The sequence below is a fragment of the Paracidovorax citrulli genome, from assembly GCF_900100305.1.
GTDB classification, from domain to species: Bacteria; Pseudomonadota; Gammaproteobacteria; order Burkholderiales; family Burkholderiaceae_C; genus Paracidovorax; species Paracidovorax citrulli.
On sequence record NZ_FNEY01000015.1, the window covers coordinates 17,277 to 38,673 of the forward strand.

Annotated in this window: 21 protein-coding genes; 15 read left to right on the plus strand and 6 right to left on the minus strand. The window is 66.5% G+C overall.

Features of this window, described 5'->3' with window-relative positions; genetic code table 11:
- Nucleotides 1-16: 16 nt before the first annotated feature.
- Nucleotides 17-1,012 (plus strand): protein-methionine-sulfoxide reductase catalytic subunit MsrP, encoded by a 996-nt coding sequence (gene msrP, locus BLR99_RS11785; RefSeq protein ID WP_011794143.1) that lies wholly within the window; start codon nucleotides 17-19, stop codon nucleotides 1,010-1,012.
- 72 nt (nucleotides 1,013-1,084) lie between these two features.
- Nucleotides 1,085-1,705, plus strand: a complete 621-nt coding sequence (gene msrQ, locus BLR99_RS11790; protein ID WP_011794144.1) for a protein-methionine-sulfoxide reductase heme-binding subunit MsrQ — start codon at nucleotides 1,085-1,087, stop codon at nucleotides 1,703-1,705.
- Between the two features lies 1 nt (nucleotide 1,706).
- Here msrQ and BLR99_RS11795 read toward each other — a convergent pair whose 3' ends face one another.
- From BLR99_RS11795 to lptM, 5 genes are all read right to left on the minus strand, one after another.
- Nucleotides 1,707-2,117, minus strand: coding sequence for a hypothetical protein (locus tag BLR99_RS11795; protein WP_011794145.1), 411 nt, complete (start codon nucleotides 2,115-2,117; stop codon nucleotides 1,707-1,709).
- Nucleotides 2,117-2,998 carry a DUF6402 family protein gene (locus tag BLR99_RS11800; protein WP_011794146.1) on the minus strand — a complete coding sequence of 294 codons (882 nt, stop codon included), beginning with the start codon at nucleotides 2,996-2,998 and terminating at the stop codon, nucleotides 2,117-2,119. The genes BLR99_RS11795 and BLR99_RS11800 overlap by 1 nt, the downstream gene beginning before the upstream one ends.
- Before the next feature lie 229 nt (nucleotides 2,999-3,227).
- The gene (locus BLR99_RS11805; protein ID WP_011794147.1) at nucleotides 3,228-4,064 is read right to left on the minus strand and encodes an oxygen-binding di-iron domain-containing protein; all 837 of its coding nucleotides are present in this window, start codon (nucleotides 4,062-4,064) and stop codon (nucleotides 3,228-3,230) included.
- A gap of 76 nt (nucleotides 4,065-4,140) precedes the next feature.
- Nucleotides 4,141-5,424: a diaminopimelate decarboxylase gene (lysA, locus tag BLR99_RS11810; RefSeq protein WP_011794148.1), complete on the minus strand. Its 1,284-nt coding sequence runs from the start codon at nucleotides 5,422-5,424 to the stop codon at nucleotides 4,141-4,143.
- Nucleotides 5,421-5,684, minus strand: a complete 264-nt coding sequence (lptM, locus tag BLR99_RS11815) for an LPS translocon maturation chaperone LptM (RefSeq protein ID WP_228193896.1) — start codon at nucleotides 5,682-5,684, stop codon at nucleotides 5,421-5,423. Before lptM ends, lysA begins: the two co-directional genes overlap by 4 nt.
- Before the next feature lie 48 nt (nucleotides 5,685-5,732).
- Between lptM and cyaY the strand changes: the two genes are divergently transcribed.
- Entirely contained in the window at nucleotides 5,733-6,065 is a 333-nt protein-coding gene (gene cyaY, locus BLR99_RS11820) for an iron donor protein CyaY (protein ID WP_011794150.1), read from the plus strand.
- 99 nt (nucleotides 6,066-6,164) lie between these two features.
- On the opposite strand, the gene BLR99_RS11825 is transcribed toward cyaY, so the two are convergent.
- The gene (locus tag BLR99_RS11825; protein ID WP_011794151.1) at nucleotides 6,165-8,558 is read right to left on the minus strand and encodes a penicillin-binding protein 1A; all 2,394 of its coding nucleotides are present in this window, start codon (nucleotides 8,556-8,558) and stop codon (nucleotides 6,165-6,167) included.
- 274 nt (nucleotides 8,559-8,832) lie between these two features.
- On the opposite strand from BLR99_RS11825, the gene BLR99_RS11830 reads away from it, so the two are divergent.
- The 12 genes from BLR99_RS11830 (at nucleotide 8,833) to BLR99_RS11885 (ending at nucleotide 21,287) form a co-directional block, all read left to right on the plus strand.
- The gene (locus BLR99_RS11830; protein ID WP_011794152.1) at nucleotides 8,833-9,912 is read left to right on the plus strand and encodes a pilus assembly protein PilM; all 1,080 of its coding nucleotides are present in this window, start codon (nucleotides 8,833-8,835) and stop codon (nucleotides 9,910-9,912) included.
- The gene (locus tag BLR99_RS11835; protein ID WP_011794153.1) at nucleotides 9,909-10,523 is read left to right on the plus strand and encodes a PilN domain-containing protein; all 615 of its coding nucleotides are present in this window, start codon (nucleotides 9,909-9,911) and stop codon (nucleotides 10,521-10,523) included. Before BLR99_RS11830 ends, BLR99_RS11835 begins: the two co-directional genes overlap by 4 nt.
- 2 nt (nucleotides 10,524-10,525) lie before the next feature.
- A complete protein-coding gene (locus BLR99_RS11840; protein ID WP_011794154.1) occupies nucleotides 10,526-11,206 on the plus strand; it encodes a type IV pilus inner membrane component PilO in 681 nt (226 codons plus the stop codon).
- Nucleotides 11,203-11,748 carry a pilus assembly protein PilP gene (locus BLR99_RS11845; RefSeq protein ID WP_011794155.1) on the plus strand — a complete coding sequence of 182 codons (546 nt, stop codon included), beginning with the start codon at nucleotides 11,203-11,205 and terminating at the stop codon, nucleotides 11,746-11,748. The genes BLR99_RS11840 and BLR99_RS11845 overlap by 4 nt, the downstream gene beginning before the upstream one ends.
- Nucleotides 11,745-13,892, plus strand: coding sequence for a type IV pilus secretin PilQ (locus tag BLR99_RS11850; RefSeq protein WP_011794156.1), 2,148 nt, complete (start codon nucleotides 11,745-11,747; stop codon nucleotides 13,890-13,892). The genes BLR99_RS11845 and BLR99_RS11850 overlap by 4 nt, the downstream gene beginning before the upstream one ends.
- A 143-nt stretch (nucleotides 13,893-14,035) precedes the next feature.
- Nucleotides 14,036-15,757: an Ig-like domain-containing protein gene (locus tag BLR99_RS11855; RefSeq protein WP_228193895.1), complete on the plus strand. Its 1,722-nt coding sequence runs from the start codon at nucleotides 14,036-14,038 to the stop codon at nucleotides 15,755-15,757.
- Nucleotides 15,739-16,290, plus strand: a complete 552-nt coding sequence (locus tag BLR99_RS11860; protein ID WP_011794158.1) for a shikimate kinase — start codon at nucleotides 15,739-15,741, stop codon at nucleotides 16,288-16,290. The genes BLR99_RS11855 and BLR99_RS11860 overlap by 19 nt, the downstream gene beginning before the upstream one ends.
- Nucleotides 16,291-16,402: 112 nt before the next feature.
- Complete coding sequence (gene aroB, locus BLR99_RS11865) at nucleotides 16,403-17,533, plus strand: 3-dehydroquinate synthase (RefSeq protein WP_011794159.1); 1,131 nt, start codon at nucleotides 16,403-16,405, stop codon at nucleotides 17,531-17,533.
- Between the two features lie 22 nt (nucleotides 17,534-17,555).
- Nucleotides 17,556-18,815, plus strand: coding sequence for a deoxyguanosinetriphosphate triphosphohydrolase (locus tag BLR99_RS11870; protein WP_011794160.1), 1,260 nt, complete (start codon nucleotides 17,556-17,558; stop codon nucleotides 18,813-18,815).
- A gap of 145 nt (nucleotides 18,816-18,960) precedes the next feature.
- Nucleotides 18,961-19,539, plus strand: coding sequence for a DUF1415 domain-containing protein (locus BLR99_RS11875; RefSeq protein ID WP_046060469.1), 579 nt, complete (start codon nucleotides 18,961-18,963; stop codon nucleotides 19,537-19,539).
- Nucleotides 19,536-20,498 carry a class I SAM-dependent methyltransferase gene (locus BLR99_RS11880; protein ID WP_011794162.1) on the plus strand — a complete coding sequence of 321 codons (963 nt, stop codon included), beginning with the start codon at nucleotides 19,536-19,538 and terminating at the stop codon, nucleotides 20,496-20,498. The genes BLR99_RS11875 and BLR99_RS11880 overlap by 4 nt, the downstream gene beginning before the upstream one ends.
- 84 nt (nucleotides 20,499-20,582) lie before the next feature.
- Complete coding sequence (locus BLR99_RS11885) at nucleotides 20,583-21,287, plus strand: transposase (protein WP_011794163.1); 705 nt, start codon at nucleotides 20,583-20,585, stop codon at nucleotides 21,285-21,287.
- Nucleotides 21,288-21,397: the final 110 nt, after the last annotated feature.

Consider the following 21,397-nt stretch of genomic DNA (forward strand, 5'->3'; position numbering starts at 1 on the left):
CTACCGAGGACCATCCATGCTCATCCGCAACCACGACGACGGCTTTCTCCACCCCACCGGCAGCGAGATCACCCCGCGCTCGGTTTATGAGGGGCGCCGCGACCTCATGAAGCTGATGGCCGCGGGTGCGGCCGGTGCCGCCCTGGCATCCTGGGCCGGCCGGGAAGCCCTGGCCCAGACGGCCCGCCCGGGAAAGCTGGCCGCCCTGGCGGCGGTTCCCAGCAAGGTGGCGGGCGCCACCACCATCGAGAAGCTGACAGAGTACAAGGACGCCAGCACCTACAACAACTTCTACGAATTCGGCGTGGACAAGAGCGATCCCGCGCGCAACGCGCACACGCTGAGGACTTCGCCATGGACGGTGGAGGTCGAGGGCCTCGTCAACAAGCCCGGCAAGTTCGCCATCGAGGACCTGCTCAAGCTCAGCCCGCAGGAAGAGCGCATCTACCGGCTGCGCTGCGTCGAGGGCTGGTCGATGGTCATCCCCTGGGTGGGTTACTCGCTCGCAGAACTCATCAAGCGCGTCGAGCCCCAGGGCAGCGCCAAGTACGTCGAGTTCGTGACCCTGGCCGACAAGCAGACCATGCCCTACGTGGGCCGGCCCGTTCTGGACTGGCCTTACACGGAAGGCCTGCGCATGGACGAGGCCATGCATCCGCTCACGCTGCTCGCCTTCGGCATGTACGGCGAAGTCCTGCCCAACCAGAACGGTGCGCCCGTGCGCCTCGTGGTGCCCTGGAAGTACGGTTTCAAGAGCGCCAAGAGCCTGGTCAAGATCCGCTTCGTCGAGAAGGAGCCCGGCACGGCCTGGAACAAGGCGGCGAAGCAGGAGTATGGTTTCTATTCCAACGTGAACCCCAATGTGGACCATCCGCGCTGGAGCCAGGCGACGGAACGCCGCATCGGCGAGGACGGCCTGTTCGCCAAGAAGCGCAAGACGCTGATGTTCAACGGCTACGAAGCGCAGGTCGGCCAGCTCTACGCGGGCATGGATCTCAAGAAGTTCTACTGATCCGTGGGGCGCCGCCATCCACACGGTGCCTCGGCCGGATGCGGCCGGCCTGCTGGCTTCCTGTAGACCTCCATGAAAAAACTATTGCTGCACCCCGCCGCCAAGCCGGCGGTCTTCACGATCTGCCTGCTGCCCTTCGCCTGGCTCGTCTATGGGGTGGTCACCGACCGCCTGGGCCCCAACCCCGCCGAAGCGCTCATCCGCGCCTCCGGCGACTGGGCCCTGCGCGGCCTGTGGATCGCGCTCGCCGTCACGCCGCTGCGCATGCTCACCGGCATGCCGGCACTGGCGCGGTTCCGCCGCATGATCGGGCTGTTCGCGTTCTTCTACGCGCTGGTGCACCTGCTGTGCTACGCGTGGCTGGACATGGGCTTCGACGTGCCGGAGATCGCACGCGACATCGCCAAGCGGCCCTTCATCCTCGTCGGCATGCTCGCCTTCGCGCTGCTGCTGGTGCTCGCGGCCACCTCGTTCAACCGGGCCATCCGCTGGCTCGGCGGCAAGCGCTGGCAGGCCCTGCACCGCGCCGTCTACGTGGCCTCGGCCCTGGCGCTGCTGCATTTCTTCTGGATGCGTGCGGGAAAGAACTTCTTCGGCGAAGTCGCCATTTACGCGGCCATCCTGGCCGCGCTGCTGGGATGGCGCATCTGGAAGGCACTGCGCGGTGCGCGTGCTGCGAGGGCGGCGGCGTGAGTCAGGGCTTGGCGCTGAGGCAACCTGGTACCTGACCCACTATCGGGCACTCTGAGGGGATGTTTTCGAAGACGACTCCGAGGCCTGCATAAACTTTGTTGGCCTGCATGGGGGGGTCGAGATACCAGTCGATCGCACCGATTCCAGGCTCAAGATCAACCACCTTGCTTTCGCCGAGCAGTTTCTTGTGGTTTACCTCGTACAGGCGGAAGATGCCTGGGTCTCTTTGATCGTGATGCACGATGCGTTGCCACAGCGATGCTTCGTAGATCTCCAGCCGATACACGTAGTGAGGGCTGTTGTAAGTCATGAAGAGTGTCGGCCTCGTTGCATACCAGCCCAGCACCAAGCAGGCATTCAGCGCCAAGCACCAGACGATGCAGGGCACACTCTTAAGGTTGGCAAGCTTCATCACCACTCCAGCTTGATCGGAAAAGGCAGGCGCACGCGGTGCACGTCGGAGACGACCATGAAATCCCCGCCCCGTCCGTACAGGGCGCGCCATTCTCTGAAATGCCGGTTCTGCACCAAATAGTTCTGGCGTGCCGCTTCGGCGGCGTCTGCAAACATCCACTGCTCGGACATTGGGATGTCCAGTGCGGAGGGTAGAAAACGTTTCACGCCATCCGGTCCCCAGAAGCCCAGCGGCTGCGATATGAGAGAGTCATCGTTAAAGTCGTAGGAGTCGCGCAGGTAGAAGGCCAACTCATCGATTGCGATGGCGGTCTTGCCGGTCCCCTTTGACGTCACCAAGCCCGACACCGCGACCTTGAGCGTGGCCTCTCCCATCGCGCCGTAGAAGTCGTCCATAGGGTCGCTGAACCTGCCTATTTGCAAGATATTCACTTGGCAGGTGGTGTCCAGGATCTTTGCCGGCCGGTTCAGGTTACCGAAGCGCCAGGGTAAAGTCTGACCTAGTGCGTGTCGTGTCACCTTCCTTTGTAGCTCCACTATGCCGGCAGGGCTGTTCCATTCCGCCTGCAACCTCGACACCGCAGCCTGCACGCGCGAAAAACCCAGCGCCCATTGCATGGTGATTGTGGTTTCGTCCAGTTGCGAGGCTGGTAGCTGGTGCAGTTGTTGAGGTGGAACGCTGCGTTTTATCGGAGAAGTGATTTCAAACCCTACTTCCCTGAACCACCGCTCCATCAACGCAGCCGCCACTGGCCATCCCAGGCGAGAGCGCATCACGCCTGGAATGTCATCCAGCCGAAACCGCCGGACCTTCGGCGGCAGTTTCTCTTCCAAGCGCGCATGCAGGCGCTCCGTATCGACAAGTACGATATCGTTCATGTGCCCCTTCCCTCCGGTGTTTCTTCTTCGGGCCTGATTCTGGGGGGGCAAATACGCTCAGCGCCACGAAATGGATAGTCACATGGTTACGAAGCGCAACTGTCGAGCTGAAGCCACGCCTGCACAGGTGCAGCCCTTGTAATGCAGCAAGTGGCAGGCGCGGCCTCGGGCCGCAGGAAAGGGTGCGAATCCGGGCCGGCTTTCTGTCCGGGAATGAGCCTCCCGGTCCTCAGGCCCGCACCGCCTGCAGCGCCGGCCTCACCTGCCGCGTGGCCGGATCGATGAGCGCCGTCGGCAACTGGTAAGCGCGGTCGTCGAACAGGTCGATACCGCACTGCAGGTTCTCGATCCAGTCGAAGAAGTCCGCGATTGCCTGGCGGCCCATGATGGGCGCGCCGTGCTGCGGCACCAGCATGGCGATGTCGAGCTGGCGCGCCATGCGCGTCCACAGGCGCAGGATTTTGTTGGAAACCATGTAGCGCCGATGGAAGCCCTCCATGCGCGGGATGTGCGGGCGCAGGTCGGTGACCGGCTCGCGCGCCTCGGCCCCGGAGGTCATCGATACGCCCAGGTCCCCCGTGAAGAGAATCCTGCTCACCGGGTCGTAGAAATGGAAGTTGCCCTCGGAGTGCATGAAGTGCGCGGGCAGCAGCACCAGCTCATGCCGGCCCAGGGGCAGGTGGCCGCCGGCGTCGGGCACGCCGATCACGCGGTTCTCGGTCTTGCCCACCTTGGTGAAATGCGGCGCGAACCGCTCCCAGATGCGCGAGATCACCAGCGTGGCCTTGGTGCTGGTCATCCACCGGTCGAGCGAGGCGATGATGTCCGGATCGGCGTGCGAGGCGATGAGGTAGGAGAGCTTGTGCGGGGCGAAGTGCTTGCTCATGCCCATGAACAGCTCGTTGAACGCCAGGTTCCCGCCCGGGTCGATGATCGCCCCGGTGTCACCGTCCACGATGAGGAACTGGTTGGCCTGCACCGCCTGCCCGTCCTCCTCGATGAGGTCGGAGAACATCAGGCACGCGTGGTGCCTGTCCCGATACAGTTCCAGAGGTTCCGATGCCATGGCGTCCCGTCCGTCGTGAAACGGCCAATGTACGGACACCGGCCCGGCGGGAGCTTGATGCGCATCAAGCGAACGTTCAGCCGGGCAGTTTCTCGTGGCGGAACGTGTCTTCCAACGGCTCGCGCGTGCGGATCAGGTGGGCGTGGGTGCCGTCCACCAGCACTTCGGCGGGCCGCGCGCGGGTGTTGTAGGTGCTGCCCATGGAACTGCAATAGGCCCCCGCGGACAGCACGGCCAGCCGGTCGCCCGCACGCACGGCCAGCGTGCGGTCCCGGCCGATCCAGTCGCCGCTCTCGCACACCGGGCCGACCACGTCGTACACGGCGGTGGCCGCATCCCGGGCAGGCGCGGCCACCGGCACGATGCCGTGGAACGCCTGGTACATGGCGGGGCGGGGCAGGTCGTTCATCGCGGCATCGACGATGCAGAAGTTCTTCTGCTCGCCCGGCTTCACGTAGAGCACCTCGGTCAGGCAGACGCCCGCATTGCCCACGAGGGAGCGTCCGGGCTCGATCATGAACTGCCGGTCGCCGTAGCCGCGCGCGTCCAGGCGCGCGAGCAGCTGCTTCCACAGCGCATCCGCCGCGGGCGGCGTGTCGCCGTTGTAGTCGATGCCCAGGCCGCCGCCGAAATCGATGTGGTGGATGGGAATGCCGGCCGACTCGATCTGCGCGACCAGGTCGAGCATGCGGTCCACGGCGTCGAGGTAGGGCGTGGCCTCGGTGATCTGCGAGCCGATGTGGCAGTCGATGCCCACCACCTGCAGGCCCGGCAGGGCCGCGGCGCGCTGGTAGGTGGCGACCGTGCGCTCGTGGGCCACGCCGAACTTGTTGCCCTTGAGGCCGGTCGAGATATAGGGATGGGTCTTCGGATCCACGTTGGGATTCACGCGGATGCTCACGGGCGCGCGCCGGCCGCAGGCCATCGCGACCTCGTTCAGCACCTCGAGTTCGGGCTCGCTCTCCACGTTGAAGCAGCCGATGCCGGCTTCGAGGGCCTCGCGCATCTCCTGGCGCGTCTTGCCCACGCCGGAGAAGATCACCTTGGCTGCCTCGCCCCCCGCCGCCAGCACGCGCCGGAGTTCGCCGGCGGAAACGATGTCGAAGCCGCAGCCCGCCCGCGCGAACAGCTGCAGCACGCCCAGGGAGGAATTGGCCTTCATGGCGTAGCAGATCTGCACCTTGCGGCCCGCGAAGCCCCGCTGGTAGGCCTCCAGGGCCGACAGCATGGACGCCTTGGAATAGACGTAGAGCGGCGTGCCGTGCTCCTGCGCCAGGTCGGCGGCCCGCACGGATTCGATGAAGAGGTCGTCGCCCCGGTAGGCGATGTGAGGATGGCCGGGCAATGCGGTCAGCGTCATGGCGTGGTGGTGGCGGAAGCGGGGGAGGACGCGGGGGAGGACGCGGGAGAGGACGCGGGCGCGGCGGCCGGCACGGCGGGCTCGGGCGGCGTCAGGGACGGCACGGGAATCGGCGACGGCGTTGGCGCGTCGCGCATGGGATCGAGCGTCTGCGGCAGCGTGGCCCGCTGGCTGGCCGCGGGATCGCCCGGCAGGTAGAGCGGGCCGCGCTGCCCGCAGCCCGTCAGCGCGGCAACCGTACCAGCGGCAAGGACGGACACGCTGACTAGAATTTGGGAAGCTCTCAACATCCGCAAATTGTAGAAGTAATGACCGATACCGAATTCCTGGACCATGCCGAGAAACTGCTGCTGGCGGTGGAGCAGGGCTGTGATCGCATCAACGACACGACCGACGCCGACCTGGACGCCCAGCGGTCGGGCGGCATGGTCACCATCACCTTCCCCAACCGCAGCCAGATCGTCATCAACCTGCAAAAGCCGCTGCACGAGATCTGGATGGCGGCGCAGTCGGGCGGCTACCACTACCGGCTCGAGGACGGCGCCTGGAAGGACACCAAGGGCGACGGCGAGTTCTTCGCGGCCCTGACCCGCGACGCGTCCCGGCAGTCGGGCATGCCCCTGGTGTTCTCCGCATCCTGAACCAGGGGCTGCTCGCCAGAAAAGAAGAGGCACCGCGGCAGGCGCCGGGGTGCCTCGATCGCCCGCCGCACTGCACTGGCGGGAAGGCGGGGGGCGGGTTCAGTTCCTGAACAGGTCCAGGATGCGGTTGCGCTCTTCCGCCGGGGGAGGGGCCTGCGGCGGGGCGCCCGGCACCGCGGCGGCGGGATGGTCTTCCATGCCCACGCTCGCCACGCCGGCATTGCGGGCGAATTCCTCGTAGAACCATTCGCCGCCGACATTCACCACGCCGGGTGGCACCGTGGGCTCGGCCACGGGCACCCCCTTCAGGGCGCGCTCCATGAAGCTGATCCAGACCGGCAGGCTCAGGCCGCCGCCGGTTTCTCGGCTGCCCAGGTTGCGCGGGGTGTCATAGCCGATCCAGGTGACCGCCGCGATGGTGGGCTGGAAGCCCGCGAACCACGCATCCATGGCATCGTTGGTGGTGCCGGTCTTGCCATAGACGTCCGGACGCTTGAGCGTCGCCTGCGCGCGGGCGGCCGTGCCCGAACGCGTCACCTCCTGCAACAGGCTGTCCATGATGAACGCATTGCGCGCGTCGATGGCGCGCGGATTGTCGGTGGTCGCCGGCGGCTCGAAGTTGGACAGGATGCGTCCCTTGTGGTCCGTCACCCGGGTGATGAGATAGGGGTTCACGCGGTAGCCGCCGTTGGCGAACACCGAATACGCGGACACCATCTGCATCGGCGTCACGGAGCCGGCGCCCAGCGCCATCGTCAGGTAGGCAGGGTGCTTGTCCGCGTCGAAGCCGAATCGCGTGACCCAGTCCTGCGCGGTCTTCGGGCCCACGGCCTGGAGGATGCGGATGGACACGACGTTTTTGGACTTGGCCAGCGCGGTGCGCAGGGTCATGGGGCCGTCGTACTTGCCGTCGTAGTTCTTGGGTTCCCAGGGCTGCCCGCCCGTGGTGCCTGCGCTGAAGAACAGCGGGGCGTCGTTCACCACCGTCGCAGGCGTGAACCCCTTCTCGAGCGCCGCGGAATAGATGAAGGGCTTGAAGCTCGAGCCCGGCTGCCGCCACGCCTGGGTGACGTGGTTGAACTTGTTCTTGTCGAAATCGAAGCCGCCCACGAGCGCCTTGATCGCGCCGTTGCGGGGGTCGACGGCCACGAAAGCGCCTTCGACCTCGGGCAGTTGCGTGATGTCCCAGGTCTTCTTGGGCGTCTGGATGATGCGGATCACCGCGCCGCGGCGGATGCGGATGTTGGGCGGCGCCTTGTCACTGAGCCCGGACTGCGCGGGCTTGAGGCCGTCGCCGGTGATCTCGATGGGCTCGCCGTTCGCGCGCGCCGCCACGATCTTCTTCGGAGAAGCTTCCAGTACCACCGCCGAGAGCACGTCGCCATTGTCGGGATGGCCCGCGAGCGTGTCGTCGATGACGTCCTCGGCTTCCTGGGGATCGGTGGGCAGGGCGACGAATTTCTCCGGCCCGCGGTAATGCTGGCGGCGCTCGTAATCCATGATGCCCTTGCGCAAAGCCTGGTACGCCGCTTCCTGGTCCCCCGCGGTGAGGGTGGTATAGACATTCAGGCCGCGCGTATAGGCTTCGCTGCCATATTGCGCGAAGATGAGCTGGCGCGCCATCTCGGCCACGTATTCGGCATGGATGCGGGTATTGTCCGGGCCGCCGGAACGGATCTTCAGGTCTTCCTGCTTGGCGGCCGCGCCCTCCTCGGGCGTGATGAAGCCGTTCTCCACCATGCGGTCGATGATGTAGAGCTGGCGCACGCGGGCGCGTTTGGGGTTGCTGATGGGGTTGTACGCGGAAGGTGCCTTGGGCAGGCCCGCCAGCATCGCCGCCTCGGCGATGCTGATGGATTTCAGCGGTTTTCCGAAATACGCCTCCGATGCGGCAGCGAAACCATAGGCCCGGTTGCCCAGGTAAATCTGGTTCATGTAAATCTCAAGAATCTGATTTTTGGTCAACAGATGCTCGAGTTTGAAAGTTAGTAATATTTCGTAAATTTTGCGAGTAATTGTTTTCTCGGACGACAGATAAACGTTTCTTGCCACCTGCATGGTGATGGTGGAGGCTCCCTGACTCTTCACGCGGCCCAGATTGGCCAGGGCCGCGCGGACCATGCCCTTGTAGTCCACGCCGCCATGCTGGAAGAAGCGGGCATCCTCGATGGCCAGCACCGCATTGGTCATGACCTTGGGGATGTCCTGGATGGGCGTGAGATTGCGGCGCTCCTCGCCGAACTCGCCGAGCAGGGCCCCTTCGGCGGAATAGACGCGCAGAGGCAGCTTGGGCCGGTAGTCGGCGAGGTCGGAGATGTCCGGCAGGTTGGGGTACGCCACCGCCAGCGCGACGGCGATCAGCAGGGCGAGGCCCAGCGCGCCCGCGGCCGCGATCGCGAAGAGCCAGGCCAAGCTCCTGAGCAGCCAGCGGAGCCACGTGGGACGGGCGGAAGCGCTCTCGCGAGCGGTCTTGTCGGTCGGGGGAGGCGGCATATCTGTCCAGTGCAAATCAACCGGGCATTATAAAAAATCGAACGTTGCATCACGTTTTTTCAGGGTCGTCCCCCGGAGCCCGCGCCCGACGCGGCAGCGCCTGCGCCCGCATGCATTTAACGCCCCGCAACGGCTCGAAAACCGTCTGCTTTTGACAACGTACCGCCGGCTTCGGCGGCGGGAAACGCTTTGCCGCCCCGCAACCTTACTGCTAGCATTCATGTGAAATGTTAAGTTTTGTTGCGTCAATAAGGCGAGTTACAGGGGGCCAATCTTGATCTCTTTGGGATCTTTGTTCAGTCGCCAGGCTGCGCCGCTGCTGGGCATCGACATCAGCTCCTCCAGTGTCAAGCTGGTCGAGCTCGGGCGCGACAAGGCAGGGGGGCTGGTACTGGAGCGTTGCGCGATCGAGCCCCTGGAGCGGGGCTGGATCAGCGACGGCAACATCGAAAAATTCGACGAGGTCGCCGAGGCCCTGCGCCGGCTGGTGAAGAAGAGCGGCACGCGCACCAGGAACGTGGCGCTCGCTCTGCCGCCTTCGGCGGTGATCACCAAGCGCATCACCCTGCCGGGCGGCATGACGGAGCAGGAGCTCGAGGTCCAGGTCGAGTCCGAGGCCAACCAGTACATTCCGTTTTCCCTCGACGAGGTGAGCCTCGATTTCTGCGTCATCGGCCCCAACAAGAGCGCGCCGGGCGACGTGGACGTGCTGATCGCCGCCTCGCGGCGCGAGAAGGTGCAGGACCGGCAGGGGCTGGCCGAGGCCGCCGGCCTGAAGCCGGTCATCGTCGATATCGAATCCCATGCATCCCGGCTCGCCGCGGGCCGGCTCATCGAGGCCCTGCCGCAGCAGGGCAAGGACGCGCTGGTGGCGCTGTTCGAGGTGGGCGCGCTCACGACGAGCATGCAGGTCATACGCAATGAAGAGGTCCTCTACGACCGGGACCAGGCCTTCGGCGGCGCGCAGCTCACCCAGCTCATCGTCCGCCAATACGGTTTTTCCGCCGAGGAAGCGGAGAGCAAGAAGCGCAGCGGCGACCTGCCGGAGGACTACGCCTCCGCCGTCCTCCGCCCGTTCGTGGAGAGCATGGCTCAGGAAATCGGCCGTGCATTGCAGTTCTTCTTCACCAGTACGCCCTACAACCGGGTGGATCACATCATGCTGGCCGGCGGCTCCGCGCCGCTGCCCGGCCTGACGGAAGCCGTCACGCAGCACTCGGGCTGCGCCTGCACGGCCATCAATCCCTTTGAGGGCATGGAGATCGGAAGTTCCGTCCGTCTCAAGAAGATGGTGCGAGAGGCGCCTTCCTACCTGACTTCGTGCGGGCTCGCCATGCGGAGGTTCCTCCAGTGATTCTCATCAACCTGCTGCCCCACCGCGAGGCAGCCCGGAAACGCCGCAAGGAAGCCTTCCAGGTGGCGATGTTCGCGTCGTTCCTGATGGGCCTCGCGATCGCCGCCGTCGTCTATTGGTGGTTCCAGATGATGATCGGAGAGCAGCAGGGGCGCAATGCCTTCCTGCAGTCCGAGATCCAGGTCCTGGAGGGGCAGATCAAGGAAATCGCCACGATCGAAGAGGAAATCGCTGCCCTGCGTGCGCGCCAGAAGGCGGTGGAGGATCTCCAGTCCGACCGCAACCTGCCCGTCCATCTGCTTTCGGAACTGGTGCGGCAGCTGCCTGACGGTGTCTACATCACGAGTCTGAAGCAGGCGGACCAGGTCATCACCATGCAGGGCATGGCGCAATCCAACGAGCGCGTCTCGGAGATGCTGCGCAACCTGGCGGACAACACCCCGTGGTTCTCCAAGCCCGAGCTGGTGGAGATCGTGGCCACGAACGTGGCCCTGACGCCGCGCGACCAGCGCCGGGTGGCTTCGTTCAACGTGCGTTTCCGGCTCATGCGGACCAGCGAGGCGCAGAAGGCCATGGACGGCGCGAGCGCGCCGCGCGCGGCGGGGGGATGAGCATGGCGACGAGAAAAAAGACATCCGTGGATTTCGGCGCGCTGCAGGACAGTCTGCAGCGGCAATTCAGGAACCTGGATCCGAAGGACCCCTCCCTCTGGCCGCCCCTGCCCCGGCTGCTGCTGTGCGTCTTCATCGCCGTGGCGGTGGCGGCGTTCCTCTGGTTCTTCAAGATCAACGAGTACCAGGACGAGCTCGACGCCGAGCGCGCGAAGGAAGTCAGCCTGCGGGAGGACTACCAGCGCAAGCTCGTCAAGGCCGTGAGCCTGGACGCCCTGAAGAAGCAGCGCGAGCAGGTGCAGCAGTACGTGATCCAGCTCGAGAAGCAACTGCCCAGCAAGGCCGAGATGGCCGCGCTGCTGTCGGACATCAACCAGGCCGGCCTGGGGCGCAGCCTGCAGTTCGAACTGTTCCGTCCGGGGCAGGTGGTGGTGCGCGATTACTATGCCGAGCTGCCCATCGCCATCAGGGTCACGGGCAAGTACCACGACATCGGCGCGTTCGCGGCGGACATCGCCAATCTCTCCCGCATCGTCACGCTGAACAACATTGCGCTGTCGCCCGCGAATGCGAAGGATGCGCCGGCGGGCTCGCTGTCCATGGACGCCACGGCGCGCACGTTCCGCTACCTGGACCCCGACGAGATCCAGGCCCAGCGCAAGGCTGCCGGAGGAAAGAAATGAAGCGGCACCTTCCGTATGCGCTGGCCGTGCTCGCGGTGGCGGCCCTGCAGGGCTGCGGCTCCTCCAACGAGGACGAGCTGCGCGAGTGGATGGCGCAGTTGCGTGCGACCACCCGCCCGCACGTCACACCCCTGAGCGAGCCCAAGCGGTTCCAGCCGGAGAACTATCTCGTCGATGGAAGCGCCGATCCGTTCAATCAGACCAAGCTGACGCAGGCGCTGCGCCGCGATTCCGCCCAGGTGGCCTCCAACGCGACGCTGATCGCGCCCGAGATGGCCCGCCGCAAGGAGCCGCTGGAGGCCTATCCGCTGGATGCCATGGCCATGGTCGGCAGCCTGAACAAGAACGGTGTTCCGACGGCCCTTCTGAAGGTGGACAACCTGATCTACCAGGTGCGCGTGGGCAATTACCTGGGCCAGAACTACGGAAAGATCACCCGGATCACCGAGACGGCCGTTCAGCTGCGTGAAATAGTCCAGGACGCCACGGGTGACTGGATGGAGCGTCCTGCGACGCTGGATCTCCAAGAGGGGAAGAAATGATTCGAACGAAATGGTTTGGTTTTCGCTGCCGGGCGGCCTTGCTGGCTGCCGCAGCCACGTTGTGCAGTACCTGGGCCCATGCGCAGGCCGCGATCGAGTCGGTCACGGGTGCAGTGCAGGGCGGAACGGAAATGGTCCGCATCGAGCTGTCGCAGCCGCTCGGCGCCGTGCCTTCGGGCTTCGCGATCCAGGCACCCGCCCGCATCGCGCTGGACTTCCCCAACACCACCAACGGGACGGGCAAGTCGCTGGTCGAGGTGAACCAGGGCAACCTGAAGTCGGTGAACATCGTCCAGGCAGGCGACCGTTCACGGGTGGTCCTCAATCTCAAGCAACCCACGTCCTACAAGGCGGAAGTGCAGGGTTCCGCCCTCATGGTGTCGCTGGAGCCCGTGTCCGGCGGGGCTGTGTCCAATGCGGCCGCCCCCGCGGTGTTCGCTGAAAACCGCAATACCGACGTGCTTCCGCTGCGCGACGTGGATTTCCGCCGCGGCACCGACGGCGCCGGCCGGGTCATCGTTGGCCTGGCCAACAACCAGGTGGGCGTGGACCTGCGCAAGCAGGGCAACAACCTCGTGGTGGAATTCCTCAAGTCCTCGCTGCCCGAGGGGCTGCGCAGGCGCCTCGACGTCACGGACTTCGGCACGCCCGTGCGCACCGTGACCACCACCACCCAGGGCGAGCGCGTGCGCATGACGATCGAGCCCATCGGGGAGTGGGAGCACAGCGCCTACCAGAGCGACAACCAGTTCGTGGTCGAGGTGCGGCAGAAGAAGGTCGATCTGAACAAGCTGAGCCAGGGACCGGGCTTCAGCGGCGAGAAGCTGTCGCTCAACTTCCAGAACATCGAGGTGCGCTCGCTGCTGCAGGTGATCGCGGACTTCACCAATTTCAACATCGTCACGTCCGACACGGTGACCGGCGCCCTCACGCTCCGGCTCAAGGATGTGCCCTGGGACCAGGCGCTGCAGATCATCATGGATGCCAAGGGCCTGGGCATGCGCAAGTCCGGCACCGTGCTGTGGATCGCCCCGAAGGACGAGATCGACGCCCGTACGAAGAAGGACTATGAAGCGGCGCTCGCCATCCAGAAGCTCGAACCGCTGCGCACGCAGGCCTTCCAGCTCAACTACGCCAAGGCGGCCGACATGGTGACCCAGCTGGCCAACAACAGCACCGGCAGCACCGGCACGTCCACCCGCTTCCTGTCCGAGCGTGGCAGCGCGATCGCCGAGCCTCGCACCAACCAGCTCTTCGTCACCGACACTCCTTCCAAGCTGGAAGAGGTGCGCCAGCTGCTCAGCACGCTGGACGTGGCCGTGCGCCAGGTGATGATCGAGGCGCGCATCGTCGAGGCGCGCGACACCTTCGGCCGCTCCCTGGGCGTGCGCCTGGGTGGCGCCGACCTGCGGGCCAACCGCGGGGGAGACGGCGGCTACAGCGTGGGCGGCAACAACCGCCTCGCGATCGGCACCAGCTACAACAACGCCGTCGCATCGAGCGGCGCGGGCGGAACGGTGGCGACGGGGTCGGATGCCGCCGGCTCCACCTTCGTGAACCTGCCGGCCGCGCTCTCTTCCGGCGCCAGCTTCGGCAACTTCGCGCTGACGCTCTTCAATTCCGCAGCGAACCGCTTCCTGACCCTGGAGCTGTCCGCCATGGAAGCCGACGGCCAGGGCAAGGTGGTATCGAGCCCGCGCCTCATCACGGCGGACCAGACCAAGGCCCTGATCGAGCAGGGTACCGAATACCCGTACTCGGTGACGGCCCCGAACGGCGCGACCACCATCGCCTTCAAGAAGGCGGTGCTGAAGCTGGAGGTCACGCCCCAGATCACGCCCGAGGGCAACATCATCCTCGACCTGGATGTGAACAAGGACAGCAAGGGAGAGACGACCACGCAGGGCGTCGCCATCGACACGAACCACGTCAAGACGCAGGTTCTGGTGGAGAACGGCGGTACCGTGGTGATCGGCGGGATCTTCCGGTTGGAGGAAACCAACCAGGAAAACAAGATCCCCCTGCTGGGAGACGTGCCGGTCGTCGGCAACCTCTTCAAAAACAGGACCCGTGAGTCCACCAAGCGCGAAATGCTGGTGTTCATCACGCCGAAGGTGATTTCGGACAAAGGTCCGGTCCGTTAAAAGCAAATGAAGGTGAACGAATGAAAGCATTGATGAGAGCCATCGCGTTGACGCTGGCTGCCACGCTTGCAGCGTGTGGAGGAGGTGGCGGGAGCGGCGGGAGCAGCGGCGGCGGAAGCGGCGGCGGCACCACGACGCCGAACGTGGCATCCATCGAGGTCCTGACCTCGGCGACCACGCTGGCATCCGCCGATGCCACGGGCGTGACGGTCACGGCCGTGCTGAAGGACGCAGCCAACAACGCCATCGCGTCCAAGCCGGTGACCTTCAGTGCGAGCAGCGGCACGCTGGCCAGCGCGGCGGCCTCCACCGGTGCGGACGGCCGCGCCACGGCCACCCTCACCGCCGGCACGGACCGTTCCAACCGCGACATCGTGGTGACGGTGGCATCGGGCTCCGTCACGCAGAAGGCGACCATTCCGGTCTCGGGCACCACGCTGACGGCATCGGGTGCCACGTCCATGCTGACGGGCGCAACGACCAACTTCGCCGTGTCCTTGCGCGACAGCGGCGGGGCCGCTCTTCCCGGCGTTGCGGTGACTGCTTCATCGTCGCTGGGCAATGCGGTTACTGCCAGCAGCGCCACGACGGACACCAATGGTTCGGTGACGCTGGCCTATGCAGCCACCCGCAGCGGCACGGACACGCTGACCATCCAGGGCGCTGGGGCGTCGCAGGCGCTCACGATCAATGTCAGCAGCGTGAATTTCGCCTTCTCGGCCCCCGCTGCCAACACGGAGGTCGAGGTCAACAGCACCCGCACGGTGACAGTGCGCTACCTGTCGGGCAATGCCGGAGTGGCGGGCAAGGTCATTTCGTTCGGCACGACCCGCGGGACCGTGACGCCCACGCAGGCGGTGACCGACGCGAATGGTTCGGCCACGGTGCAGGTGACTTCCCCGTCGGTGGGCATCGCCACGGTGAGCGCCCGCGTGGATGACAACGCCATCACGACCCTGCCGCTGAATTTCGTGGCTTCCACGCCCGCGACCCTGGTCCTGCAGACTTCGTCGGCAGCCCTGGCACCCAACCCGGCCGGCAGCAGCACCAGCCAGGTGCAACTGCGCGCCACCGTGCGCGACGCTGCCGGCAATGCCGTCAAGGGCAAGACCGTGTTCTTCACCGTGGTGCAGGACCTGAGCGGCGGCGCCATCAAGACGGGCACGGCAGTCACCGATGCCAACGGACTGGCGACGGATGTGTTCGTGGCCGGCGCCACCTCGACTGCTGCCAATGGCGTGCAGATCCGCGCCAGCGTGGCCAACACCAACATCAGTGCCGTGTCGTCCCTGACGGTGAGCAACCAGGCGCTCTTCATCTCCATCGCGGCCAACAACCAGATCGAGAAGCTGACGACCACGTACCGCAATACGTTCTCCGTGCAGGTCACGGATGCCACCGGCGCGCCGGTGGCCAACCAGAATGTGGCGCTGTCGTACTGGGCTCCGCTGTATGGCAAGGGTACTCTGCTCTTCGACAAGACCAACAATGTCTGGACCTACAGGGACAATCCCCCGGCCTTCTGCTTCAATGAAGATGCCAATCGCAACGGCATTCTCGATCCGGGCGAGGACCGGGACGGCAACGGCCGCCTGAGCCCGGGGCTGCCGGCTGCCATTGCGCCGGCTTCCGTGACCACGGATGCCACCGGCAGCGCAACCTTCACGCTGACCTTTGGGCAGCAATATGCCAATTGGCTGCAGATCGAGCTGGCTGCCAGGGCCATCGTTGCGGGCACGGAATCCAGCACGTTCTTCAGCTTCTTCACGGGGGCACCGTCTTCCGACATGACGAACGCGCAGGTGCCTCCCGCCTCGCAGGTCAGTCCTTTCGGCAGCATCAACAATTGCGCGGACCCCAACTGAGCATCCACCTCATCGGCCTTCCAGGCTCGGGTAAATCCACCGTCGGGCGACATCTCGCCCGGCGGCTGGGCCTGCCCTTCATCGATTCGGACCACGTGATCGAGCAGCGCATCGGCGGCTCGATCCGTGGTTTTTTCGATCGTGAAGGCGAAGCCGCCTTCCGTGACCTGGAGGAGGAGGTCATCCTCGAGCTGACGGAGGCGAACGTGCCGCCCCAGGTGCTGGCCACGGGCGGCGGGGTCGTGATACGTCCCGGCAACCGGACACGCCTGCGTGAGCGGGGCACGGTCGTTTACCTCAACGCTTCGCCGGAGGAAATCTTCCGGCACATCCGCCACGACCAGACGCGGCCCCTGCTGCAGGTGGGTTCGCCGCTGGACCGGCTCCGCGAACTGCAGCGCGAGAGGGACCCGCTCTACCGGGAGGCGGCCCATTTCGTCATCTCGCCGGAGCGCGGCAAGAACGTGGCGGCCCTGGTCCAGCACATCGCCATGCAGCTGGAGCTGGCAGGCATCCGTCCGCCATCCCCATGAAGACCTGACGGAAGCCGATAGACTCCACGGCATGACTGCCGACGCATTTTCCGTTCGAGACACCGACCGGTCCCTTCCGTCCTCCCATACCGGCGCCGCCGTGGCGGACCGCATGGCCCCGCCCGTGGCGTCGCCTGCGCCGCAGGCGCATGCCGGCCGCGTGGAGATCGCGCTGGGCGACCGGAGTTACGGTATCGAGATCGGCGCGGGTCTGCTGGGCGATGCCCGGACCTACGGCGCGCTGCCCAGGGCCGCCCGCGCGTTGATCGTGACGAACGAGACGGTGGCGCCGCTCTACGCGGAGCCGTTGCGCGCCGCGCTGTCCGCGCACTATGCCGATGTCGTCCTGGCCGTGCTGCCCGACGGCGAGGAGCACAAGGACTGGCCGACGCTGAACCGCATCTTCGATGCGCTGCTGTCGCACGGCTGTGACCGCAAGACGGTGCTTTTCGCGCTGGGCGGAGGTGTCGTGGGCGACATGACCGGCTTCGCCGCCGCGAGCTACATGCGTGGCGTGCCGTTCGTGCAGGTGCCCACGACACTGCTCGCGCAGGTCGATTCTTCGGTGGGCGGCAAGACGGCCATCAACCACCCCCTGGGCAAGAACATGATCGGGGCGTTCTACCAGCCGCAGCTGGTGGTGTGCGACCTCGCCACCCTGGCGACGCTGCCCGCGCGGGAGTTGAGCGCGGGCCTGGCCGAGGTCATCAAGTACGGCCCGATCGCGGACATGGAATTCCTGGCCTGGCTCGAAGACCATGTCGAAGCCCTGCGCGCGGGCGACCACGCGGCCCTGGCCCACGCCGTGCGCCGCAGTTGCGAAATCAAGGCCTGGGTGGTGGGGCAGGACGAGCGGGAGGCCGGCCTGCGCGCCATCCTGAACTTCGGCCATACCTTCGGGCACGCGATCGAGGCGGGCATGGGCTATGGCGTGTGGCTGCACGGCGAAGGCGTGGGGGCGGGCATGGTGATGGCCGCCGAGCTGTCGCGCCGGCTGGGCCTGGTGGACGAGGCGTTCACCGCGCGGTTGCGCCGCCTCGTCGAGCGAGCCGGCCTTCCCGTGCGGGGCGCCGTGCTCGATCCTGCCGACAACGCCGGCCGCTACCTGGAGCTCATGCGCCTGGACAAGAAGTCGGAAGGGGGCGAGATCCGTTTCGTCGTCATCGACGGACCGGGCCGCGCCGCCGTGCGTCCCGCGCCCGACGCGCTGGTGCGCGAGGTCATCGGCGCCTGCTGCGCGTGAGCTGAGGATGCGGGAGCGCCCGATGGCGGACATGCATTCCCCCGGCGCAGTCGGGCAGTCCGGTGCCGGCGCGGTGGAAGGCGCCGCGGGCCAGACTGCCGGCCCGCTCGCGCCCTATGCCAGCGACCCCGCCCGGACGCGCGGCCGCCGCCATCCGCAGGCACCCGCGCCCACGCGCACCGAGTACCAGCGCGACCGCGATCGCATCGTGCATTCGACCGGTTTCCGCCGGCTGGTGTACAAGACCCAGGTGTTCCTCAACCACGAGGGCGACCTGTTCCGCACCCGGCTCACGCATTCGCTCGAAGTCGCGCAACTGGGGCGTTCCATCGCGCGCTCGCTGCGCATCAACGAGGATCTGGTCGAGGCGATTTCGCTGGCGCACGACCTGGGGCATACGCCTTTCGGGCATGCGGGCCAGGATGCGCTGAATGCCTGCATGGCCCCGTACGGAGGCTTCGAGCACAACCTGCAGAGCCTGCGCGTGGTGGATGCGCTGGAAGAGCGCTACCCGGACTACGACGGCCTGAACCTGACCTTCGAGACGCGCGAGGGCATCCTCAAGCACTGCTCGCGCGCCAATGCCGAGCGCCTGGAGGCCTCGGAGCCCGGCGGCGTGGGCGCGCGGTTCCTGCGCCGGGAGCAGCCCGGCCTGGAGGCGCAGCTCTGCAACCTGGCCGACGAGATCGCCTACAACGCCCACGACATCGACGATGGCGTGCGTTCCGGCCTGATCACCCTGGCCCAGCTGCGCGATGTGCCGCTGTTCGACCGTTTCCGGGCCGATGCCGAGCGGGAACATCCGCACCTGGCCGCGCCGCAGGCACGGCGCCGGCTGCTGCACGAGGCCATCCGCCGCATGCTGAGCGCCCAGGTGTACGACGTGATCGGCGCCACCGAAGCCGCGCTGGCGCAGGCTGCACCGCGCACGGCGGACGATGTGCGCCGCATGCCGCCGCTGGTGGCTTTCAGCGCGGCCATGCGTGCGCAGTCCATCGAACTCAAGCGCTTCCTGTTCCAGAACCTCTACCGCCATCCGCAGGTGATGGAAACCACCGGCCACGCCCAGCAGGTGGTGCGCGACCTGTTCGGCATCTACGCGGAGCGGCCTTCGGAAATGAAGCACCGGTTCGCCGACCGCGCCGTGGCGGCGCGGGAGGCAGCTGCCGGTGCCGGCGGCCTGCCCCATGCCCGCATCGTCGCCGACTTCATCGCCGGCATGACGGACCGTTTCGCGGTGCGCGAGCACGAACGGCTGACGGGCCGCCGGCTGCTCTCCTGAGCGTGGCGGTGGCGCCAGGGGCGCGGCGGGCGGGGCCCGATAAAATCACCCTCCTGCCGATACGCGCGCCAGCCTGCCGAAAGACTCCATGACCGAATCCTCCGCCGACGCGGTGCCGCCCTCCAGCGCCGCGAGCGCATCCACCATGCACCGGACCGTGATCGACGACACGGTCCGCTGGCTGGAGCGTGCGGTCATCGGGCTGAACCTGTGCCCCTTCGCCAAGTCCGTGCACGTGAAGGGGCAGATCCACTATGTGGTGAGCGAGGCCGAGGATGCGCGCGCGCTCATCGAAGACCTGCAGCGCGAGCTCGAAGCCCTGGCCGAGGCCTCGCCCGAGCAGCGCGACACCACGCTGCTGATGGCGCCGCGCTGCATGGAGGATTTCCTCGACTTCAATGATTTCCTCGGCCTGGCCGATGATCTTGTCGATGCCATGGATCTGGGCGGCATCCTGCAGGTGGCCTCGTTCCATCCGCGCTTCCAGTTCGCCGGCACGGAAGTGGACGACGTGGGCAACGCCACCAACCGGGCGCCGTACCCCACGCTGCACCTGCTGCGCGAAGAAAGCATCGACCGGGCCGTGGAAGCCTTTCCCGAGGCCGAAGCGATCTTCGAGCGCAACATCGAGGTGCTCGAGGAACTGGGGGCCGACGGCTGGGCGGCACTCGACGTCGGGCCGCGCTGCCCGGTGGCGCACGGCGGCGCGCGGAGCGGTGCATGAAGAAGACCGCACGGATGGCCGCGCAGGTACTGAAAGCCCCGGCGGCGCGCCGCAATGCAGGCGCGGGTGCGGATGCCCAGGTGCTGCAGGAACTGCGGCCCGGCCAGTCCGTGGAACTGCTCAAGGAACTGCACATCCTCACGCGCGAAGGACGGCTCAACCAGGATTCGCGCCGCAAGCTCAAGCAGGTGTACCACCTGTTCCAGTTCATCGAGCCCCTGCTGCGCGAGTTCGCGCAGGACGGGCAGGCCCCCACGCTGGCGGACCACGGCGCCGGAAAATCGTACCTGGGATTCATCCTCTACGACCTGTTCTTCCGGGAACTGGGGCGCGGCCACATCTACGGCATCGAGACGCGGGCCGAACTGGTGGAGCGCTCGCAGGCGCTGGCCCATCGCCTGGGCTTCGAACGCATGTCGTTCCTGGCCCTGAGCGTGGCCGACTCCATGCAGGCCGATGCCCTGCCTGCGCGCTTCGACGTGGTGACGGCGCTCCACGCCTGCGATACCGCGACGGACGATGCGATCGCCTTCGGGCTGGCCAAGCAGGCGCGCGCCATGGTGCTGGTGCCGTGCTGCCAGGCCGAGGTCGCGGCGTGCCTGCGGCAGAACAAGGCCCTGGCCCTGGCGCGCACGCCCCTGGCCGAGCTGTGGCGCCATCCGCTGCACACGCGCGAGCTGGGCAGCCAGTTGACCAATGTGCTGCGCTGCCTGTACCTGGAAGCCAGCGGCTACCAGGTCACGGTGACGGAACTGGTGGGCTGGGAGCACAGCATGAAAAACGAGTTGATCGTGGCCCGGCATACCGGCCAGCGCAAGCGCAGTGCGGCCGAGCGGCTGCGTGCGATCCTCGCCGAGTTCGGGCTGGAGCGGGAACTCGGTCCGCGCTTCGGCCTGGCGGGCGATGACGGCGCGAACGCAGGCGACGAAAGGGCGGCTGCCCAGGGCGTGCCGGCCTGAGCCGGACGAAGTCCGGAACGGCTTTTCCGGGCGCGCCCCCGCGGGTCTAATATCGCGGCCCCGCCTCTTCATCCGTGCCCGACCATGGCCCGCCTTCCCCGCCTGACGCTTCCCGGCTACCCGCACCACGTGATCCACCGGGGCAACAACCGGCAGTCGGTCTTCGTGGACCGGCAGGACCGCGAAATGCTACTGGAATCGCTCGCCGACCAGGCGCGTGCCTTCGACGTGGCGGTCCACGCCTACGTGCTGATGGACAACCACTTCCATCTCCTGGCCACGCCGCGCACGGCCGAGGGCCTGCCGCTGCTGATGCAGGCCGTCGGCCGCCGCTACGTGCGCGCCTTCAACCAGCGCCACGGGCGCACGGGAACGTTGTGGGAAGGTCGCTACCGTTCCACCGTGCTCGATCCCGCACGCTACCTGCTGGCCTGCATGGCCTATATCGACCTGAACCCGGTGCGCGCCGGCCTGGTGGCCGATCCCGCGGAGTACCCCTGGTCCAGCCATGCGCATGCTCTGGGCCTGCGGCCCGACCGGCTGGTGACGCCGCACGCGCTCTACTGGGCCTTGGGGAACACCCCGTTCGCGCGCGAGGCTGCCTATGGCGCGCTGGTGCAGGCGGGGCTCTCCGAGCAGGACCGCCGCCGCATTACCGATGCGACGCTGTCGGGATGGGCGCTCGGCGATGCGGAATTCGCCGCAGCGCTGCAGTCCCAGACGGCGCGGCGGGTGGTGAAGGCGCAGGCAGGGCGTCCGCGCAAACGTATCGTGCCTCCCGAGGACTGACCGCAGGCATGTGAATACACACGACGGACTTTGATGTGTCCCCTATTAAATGTTGATGAACTGCCTGGAAAGAATATTGCGTATCTGACCCTAATTAAAAATGCTTGCTC

Bases quoted from the DNA above. Each gene is read 5' to 3' on its own strand.
- msrP (WP_011794143.1), top strand. From the start codon at position 17: ATGCTCATCCGCAACCACGACGACGGCTTTCTCCACCCCACCGGCAGC.
- msrQ (WP_011794144.1), top strand. From the start codon at position 1,085: ATGAAAAAACTATTGCTGCACCCCGCCGCCAAGCCGGCGGTCTTCACG.
- BLR99_RS11795 (WP_011794145.1), bottom strand. From the start codon at position 2,117: ATGAAGCTTGCCAACCTTAAGAGTGTGCCCTGCATCGTCTGGTGCTTG.
- BLR99_RS11800 (WP_011794146.1), bottom strand. From the start codon at position 2,998: ATGAACGATATCGTACTTGTCGATACGGAGCGCCTGCATGCGCGCTTG.
- BLR99_RS11805 (WP_011794147.1), bottom strand. From the start codon at position 4,064: ATGGCATCGGAACCTCTGGAACTGTATCGGGACAGGCACCACGCGTGC.
- lysA (WP_011794148.1), bottom strand. From the start codon at position 5,424: ATGACGCTGACCGCATTGCCCGGCCATCCTCACATCGCCTACCGGGGC.
- cyaY (WP_011794150.1), top strand. From the start codon at position 5,733: ATGACCGATACCGAATTCCTGGACCATGCCGAGAAACTGCTGCTGGCG.
- BLR99_RS11825 (WP_011794151.1), bottom strand. From the start codon at position 8,558: ATGCCGCCTCCCCCGACCGACAAGACCGCTCGCGAGAGCGCTTCCGCC.
- BLR99_RS11840 (WP_011794154.1), top strand. From the start codon at position 10,526: ATGGCGACGAGAAAAAAGACATCCGTGGATTTCGGCGCGCTGCAGGAC.
- BLR99_RS11845 (WP_011794155.1), top strand. From the start codon at position 11,203: ATGAAGCGGCACCTTCCGTATGCGCTGGCCGTGCTCGCGGTGGCGGCC.
- BLR99_RS11850 (WP_011794156.1), top strand. From the start codon at position 11,745: ATGATTCGAACGAAATGGTTTGGTTTTCGCTGCCGGGCGGCCTTGCTG.
- aroB (WP_011794159.1), top strand. From the start codon at position 16,403: ATGGCCCCGCCCGTGGCGTCGCCTGCGCCGCAGGCGCATGCCGGCCGC.
- BLR99_RS11870 (WP_011794160.1), top strand. From the start codon at position 17,556: ATGGCGGACATGCATTCCCCCGGCGCAGTCGGGCAGTCCGGTGCCGGC.
- BLR99_RS11875 (WP_046060469.1), top strand. From the start codon at position 18,961: ATGCACCGGACCGTGATCGACGACACGGTCCGCTGGCTGGAGCGTGCG.
- BLR99_RS11880 (WP_011794162.1), top strand. From the start codon at position 19,536: ATGAAGAAGACCGCACGGATGGCCGCGCAGGTACTGAAAGCCCCGGCG.
- BLR99_RS11885 (WP_011794163.1), top strand. From the start codon at position 20,583: ATGGCCCGCCTTCCCCGCCTGACGCTTCCCGGCTACCCGCACCACGTG.